General features: G+C 70.3%; 4 protein-coding genes and 1 pseudogene. 1 reads left to right on the top strand and 4 read right to left on the bottom strand.

Features of this window, described 5'->3' with window-relative positions; all coding sequences use genetic code 11:
- Positions 1 to 3 precede the first annotated feature (3 nt).
- From M3N57_02580 to M3N57_02570, 3 genes and pseudogenes are all read right to left on the bottom strand, one after another.
- A complete protein-coding gene (locus tag M3N57_02580) occupies positions 4 to 1,782 on the bottom strand; it encodes a dipeptide/oligopeptide/nickel ABC transporter permease/ATP-binding protein (protein ID MDP9021584.1) in 1,779 nt (592 codons plus the stop codon).
- On the bottom strand, positions 1,779 to 2,795 hold the full coding sequence (locus tag M3N57_02575) for an ABC transporter permease (protein ID MDP9021583.1): 1,017 nt from the start codon (positions 2,793 to 2,795) through the stop codon (positions 1,779 to 1,781). The genes M3N57_02580 and M3N57_02575 overlap by 4 nt, the downstream gene beginning before the upstream one ends.
- 76 nt (positions 2,796 to 2,871) lie before the next feature.
- Positions 2,872 to 4,511: pseudogene (locus tag M3N57_02570) on the bottom strand (ABC transporter substrate-binding protein).
- A 208-nt stretch (positions 4,512 to 4,719) separates the two neighbouring features.
- Here M3N57_02570 and M3N57_02565 point away from each other — a divergent pair.
- Positions 4,720 to 5,517 (top strand): phosphatase, encoded by a 798-nt coding sequence (locus M3N57_02565; protein MDP9021582.1) that lies wholly within the window; start codon positions 4,720 to 4,722, stop codon positions 5,515 to 5,517.
- A 68-nt stretch (positions 5,518 to 5,585) separates the two neighbouring features.
- Here the strand turns inward: M3N57_02565 and M3N57_02560 are convergent.
- Positions 5,586 to 5,959, bottom strand: a 374-nt coding sequence (locus M3N57_02560) for an ACT domain-containing protein (GenBank protein MDP9021581.1), incomplete at its 5' end; no start/stop codon positions are given.

The raw sequence follows: 5,959 nt of genomic DNA, 5'->3' as shown, positions 1-5,959 counted from the left end.
CGGTCACGACCTGCTCGCTTCGGTCGGGGACAGTCGCAGCCGCAGCGTGGCTTCGACGAGCTGGCGGGTGTAAGGGTGGTGGGGAGCGGCGCTGACACGATCGGCTGGTCCGACCTCGACCAACCTTCCGCTGCGCATGACCGCGATACGGTCGGCGATGTGCTCCACGACCGGCAGGTCGTGGGAGACGACCAGCAGCGCGAGGCCGAGTCGACGGCGAAGGTCGTCGAGCAGATCGAGGACGTCCGCTTGGACGAGGACGTCCAGGCCGCTGGTCGGCTCGTCAGCGACCACTACGGCCGGGTCGTTGGCAAGAGCCATTGCGATCACGACGCGCTGGCGCATGCCACCGGACAGCTGGTGGGGATAGTCACGGGCGCGGTCGGGATCCATCCGGACCAGCTCGAGCAGTGCCTTGGCACGCTCGCGGGCGACGGCGCGGGCGACCGGCTGGTGGGCGGTGACAGCCTCCGCGAGCTGGTCGCCGACGGTCACAACCGGGTTGAGCGCGCTCATAGCCTCCTGGGGAATCAGCGCCACCCGGTCGCCGCGCAGCCGCCTCAACTGGCTGGGAGGCAGCGCGGTCAGGTCGTGCCCGCACACCACGACACGGCCGCCGGTGACCCGCGCGCTCGTCGACAGCAGGCCGATGGCCGCCGCCGCGACCGTCGACTTGCCGCTGCCGGACTCGCCGATCAGGCCCACCAGTTCTCCGGCGGCGACTGCCAGGTTGACCCGGTCGACGGCGACGACCTGGTTGGGGCCGGCCCCGTAGGTGACGGTCAGCTCTTCGATGCGCAGGGGCGCGCCCGTCGGGATGCTCGGTGACGAGCCCGGCTCCCGGTCGTCTGGTGACGGCGGTCCGGTCTCGTCTATGGTGCCGCCTGCCGACAGGCGGCGGCCCGCGTCACCCTGCTCGGAGCGGGCAGGCAGGTCTCGTAGCGATGGTCGGGCGCGTTCCTCGAACGCGGAGCCGAGCAGCGCGAACGCAAGCACCGTCGCGGCGATGGCCACCCCGGGCGGGATGACCCACCACAGCCACGCGTCGGTCAGAAAGGCGCTGCGAACGTGCGCGAAGAACAGCATCGTGCCCCAGCTCTTGGCGTTCACGTTGCCGAGGCCGAGGAACGCCAGGGAAGCCTCGAGCAGGATCGCGGTCTTGGTGGCCAGCACGAACTGGGGGACGACCAGCGGCGCGACCGCCGGCAAGACGTGGCGCGGCAGCACGTAGCCGGCGCGGGCGCCCATGGCGCGGATGGCCTGGATGTGGTCTCGCTCGCGCACGGACAGGACCTGCGCTCGCAGCTCGCGGGCGACGCCAGCCCAGATGACCGCGGCAATGACGAAGACCTGGGTGGCCAGCCCGGGCCCGAGAAACACCCCGATCACGATCGTCAGCGGCAGGACCGGCAGCGACAACACCACGTCGACCAGCCGCATCAGCGCGGTGTCCAGCCAGCCGCGGGCGTACCCGGCGACCACGCCGACACCTGTCCCGATCAGGGTGGCGGCCAGCGCCGCCACGGTGCCGATCAGTAGGGACACGCGCGCACCGAACAGCAGCTCCGAGAGCAGGTCCTGCCCGACATCATTGGTGCCCAGCGGGTGGTCGGCCGAGGGAGGTGCGAACGGCGGGCCGACGCGGGCGACCGGGTCGTAGGGCGCCAGCAGCGGCGCGGCGAGCGCGACGGTGACCAGCAGCCCGAGGATGACCGCCCCGGTGAGCGCGAACGCACGCGAGTGGCCGCCTGCAGTGGCGCGCAGGGGCGCGGCGACCGTCACGTGACCGCCTCGGCGGTGGGGCCGGGACGAGCCCCGCCGCTGTGGCGCACCCGGGGGTCGAGCAGAGGGTAGGTCAGGTCGGCGACCAGGTTGGCCGCCACGACCCCGATCGTGACCAGCAGAAATGCGCCCTGTAGGAGTGGGTAGTCACGGGCGATGACCGCGTCGTAGATGAGCCGCCCCAGCCCCGGATAGGCGAACACGGTCTCGACTACCACCGCGCCGGACAGCAGCGCGCCCACCGACAGCGTGACGTTGGTGTAGACCGGCAGCAGCGCGTTGCGCAGGGCGTGACGGACGGCGATCCGCCGCTCGGTCAGGCCCTTGGCACGGGCCAGGCGCACGAAAGGCTCGTCAAGGACCGACACCATCGCCGCACGCGCTAGCAGGAAGGTTGCCCCTAGCGTGGCCAGCGTGATCGTTGCCACCGGCAGGACGAGCCGTCGCAGCACCTGTCCGGCCCACGCGGCGCCCTCGGCGGTGATCGTCGCGGCGCCGAACGAAGGGAACCAGCCCAGCTCAACCGCGAAAACTGCAATCAGCAGCATGCCGATCCAAAAGCCCGGCATGGCATCGATTGCGAGCACGCCGGCTACCAGCCCGGAGTCCCGGCGGCTGCCGCGCCGCCACGCGGCGGCTGCGCCGAACAGGGTGCCGATCACAGCGGACAGCACGGTGGCGAGGCCGACCAGCGCCAGCGTCCAGGGGAGCTGGTCGAGTAGCACGGCGGTGACCGGCCGGTTGTGCTGCACGGACAGGCCGAGGTCGCCGCGGGCCAGCCCGACCCAGAACCCGGCGTACTGCCCGGGCAGTGAGCGATCCAGGCCGTAGTCGGCCCGGATCTCCGCCAGCTGCTCAGACGTGAGGTTGGCCCCCGCGCCCCCGTACAGGTAATCGACCGGGTCTCCGGGCGCGAGGTGCGGCAGCGCGAAGTTCAGGGTCGCCGCGACCCACAGCACCAACGCGTACTGGCCTGCGCGCCGCAAGGCCCGAGTTCCCAGGCGCGTGCTCACGGTCGATCTCCACGCGCGGGCAGGACCGGGCCGGCGAACGGGCCGACGGTCACCTCGCGCAGGCGCCGCGAGGAGATCACGAGGCGCCCGGATCGACGATGGCATGGGCGCCGCGGGCCACCTCGCGCGGCAGCAGCGACCACTTGTGGACGATGCCGTAGCCGGGCGACTCCACCCAGCCGTCGTAGACATCGTTGCGCACGCCGTAGGAGACGTCCGGGTAGTAGAGCGGGATCGCGGTCGGCTGCCGGTTGAAGAGCTCCTGCATCTCGAACAGGATCTTCGTGCGCTCGTCGAGGGTCGCGGCCTGCCGCCACCGCTCGTAGAGGGCGTCCCAGGCCGGATAGGGGACCTCGGGGGCGTCCCAGAGGTAGCCGGAGCGGTGGGACATGATGAACTGGGTCGGGTCGGCGACCCCGTGCGCAGCGATCGTATTCACGTAAGCGTCGAACTGCCGCGACCGGAACAGGGCGTCGATGGTGCCCGCGTCCACGCGGCTCACGGTGGCCGAGACGCCGATCGTGCGGAACTGCTCGGTGAGGAGTTCGGCGGCGCGCACGTGGAGGGGCTCTGTGGCGGTGGCCTGAATGGTGAAAACAAGCGGCGCACCGTCGGGCGCCTCACGGGCGCCGTCACCGTTGCGGTCAACGAAGCCGAGACCGTCGAGTATCGCCCGGGCCGCGGCCGGGTCGTGCAGGGTCTGGAGGTTCGGGTTCGTCCAGGGCGAGTTGGGGTGGGGGTAGCCCTTCGTGGCCGGGTGGCCTTGTCCGAGGGCGACGACGTCGAGCAGCCCCTGGCGGTCCACCGCTAGCGCGAGAGCACGGCGGAAGTCATGGTTCGCGAAGGGAGGGCGCTGAAAGTTCAGCCGCAGCTCCGGGAACTCCAGCGGGGTGGTGGGGATCAGGGCGATGTCGCGTGCGCTGCGTAACTCGCTGAGCAGCTCGGGGGGCACGGGGCGGTCGGCAGCGTCGATCTCACCCGTGCGCAAGGCGGTGAAGGTGGTTGAGGGGTCGGGGACAACGGGCATGAGCAGCTCGCGGATGCGTGGCGCCCGGCGAAGTACTGCTCGTTCGCCTCGAATCGGTAGCCCGTCGTGGGGCTGTGGTCGACCAGCCGATAGGGGCCGGTACCGATGGGCAGCCCCGTGAACTGCCGGGGCTGGGCGATGCCCTGCCAGACGTGCTCGGGGAGGATCGGCAGGTCGGCCAGCGTGACCGTGCCGACCTCCGGACAGGGGTAGGCGCAGCTCAGCCGGACGGTGCTCGGATCCACCACCTCGACCTGCGAGATGTCGGGGACGTCGCTGACGTGGTGGGTCCAACGCCCGGTCGGTGCCCGCTTGAAGTACTCGACGGTGAAGGCCACGTCGTCAGCTGTGAACCGCTCCCCGTCGTGCCACGAGACGTCGTCACGTACGGTCACCTCCCACGTCGAGGGGTCGAGGGCGACCACCCGGGTAGCGAGCCAGGGTTGCGGCTCGCTGATGTAGGGCGAGGGCGCGAGCAGCTTGTCGTAGACGAGCTCGGTCAGACCCTCCTCGTGGCTGGCGAAGATGTTCAGCGGCCCGAAGTCCTGCCTCACGGCGATGGTCAAACGGGTCGGGGCCTCGCTGTCTGCCTGGCCGCCGCTACCGGCCCGCTGGCCGCCGCCCCTGTCGTCGGCGCAACCGACGAGTAGCAGTACCGCCGTGAGGGTAAGCAGCGCCAAACGTCGCATGGGAAACATCCTCGTCGTATTTAGGGAAGCCTAACCTTCGTCCGTGCGGAGGTCGGGAATATCGGCGGTGACCGGTCGGAATGTCCGAATCTCGTAACGCGAGGTGCACAGACGCCCGGCCCGATCTGTAGTCCAAGGTCCGGCGAGGGTGGCGGTAGGTGGCAGCCCTCACAGCCCACTCGTTACCTTCGCTCCGAGAGGAGGACCCGTGCCCTTGGCGCCCGACGATGCCGCCGCTCTGCGCGCGCACCTGGTCGGCGCCGGTCTGGCCGGTGACGTCAATACGTCGCCCGGCAATGTCCTGGGCAACTGCGGCAAGGTCGCCGCGGGGCACATCGACTACACCTTTGGGCTGTCGGACTGGCGGACTGCGACCGAGCAGGAGGTCGTCGATGCCGTCGTGGAGCTGTGCGGCGAACCGGCGACGACCCGGGACCGGGACGGGCCGGGGTGGATCGATCCCGACGCGTGCGTGGCCGCGGTCGGGTTGCACCGCGACCGACTGGCCGCGTTCGCACTCGAAGGGGGACGCGTCCTGCTCGCGACCGGCCATCCGACCGGTCTACTCCCGCACTATGGGGCGATCGCCCGCGCACTGCGCGCAGCCGGCTGCGAGGCCCTAAAGCCGCTCGACGACATCAGGGACCTCATGGAGCAGGGAGACCGCAAGCTGGGGATCAGATTCCTCGACGACGTCGCGTGTGCCTTCTCGGGAGGCGAGCTCATGCACACCCACAGGAGTGGGCTCATGGAGGCCATGCTGGCGGAGCTGGCGGCACGCGACGCGCTGCCTGATCTCGTCGTCGGTGACCACGGGATGGCTGGCGCTGCCGTCGAGCGTGGCATCCCCGCCCTGTCCATCGTCGACGTGAACGACCCGGCACTCATCCTCGCTCAGGTACGCGGCCGCACCGATGCTGTCCTGCCCATCGACGACAATCTCGCCCCGAGCCTGTTCGAGCCGGTCACCGCGGCAATGCTCGAAGGCCTGTCGTCGCCCACGTGAGCAGGGCCGCTCTTACCGTGAGCGCGAAGCTGAGCGGGGCAGTCGGGTCCGCCTGAGCGTCTCCGTAGTCAGGTCGTCGTGGCGTGGTCATCCAATATGATGGCTCGGGCCTCGAAGGCGCCGATGTCCGCGACGATCCGGTCGAGGACCTCACGACCAACGGGCTGGTCGAGGGACATGACCATGATCGCCTCGCCCCCGGCGGCCAATCGCCCTACCTGCATATTCGCGATGTTCACGTCGCCTTCACCGAGGATCGTCCCAACCCTGCCGATGATGCCGGGACGGTCTTCGTAACGGAAGAAGGCCATGTAGCGCGTGGGCTCGACGTCGACGGGGACGTTCCACACCTCGACGATCCGCTCCCGTCCCACCGGTTGGAGCACCGTTCCAGCCACCCGCAGCCGCTTGCCGTCCCGATCGGTGCCCTCGACCCGGAGCA

The sequence above is a fragment of the Actinomycetota bacterium genome, from assembly GCA_030776725.1.
GTDB lineage: Bacteria > Actinomycetota > Nitriliruptoria > Nitriliruptorales > JAHWKO01 > JAHWKW01.
The sequence above is the reverse complement of the archived record's forward strand: the minus strand, read 5'-3'. Positions and strand labels throughout refer to the sequence as shown.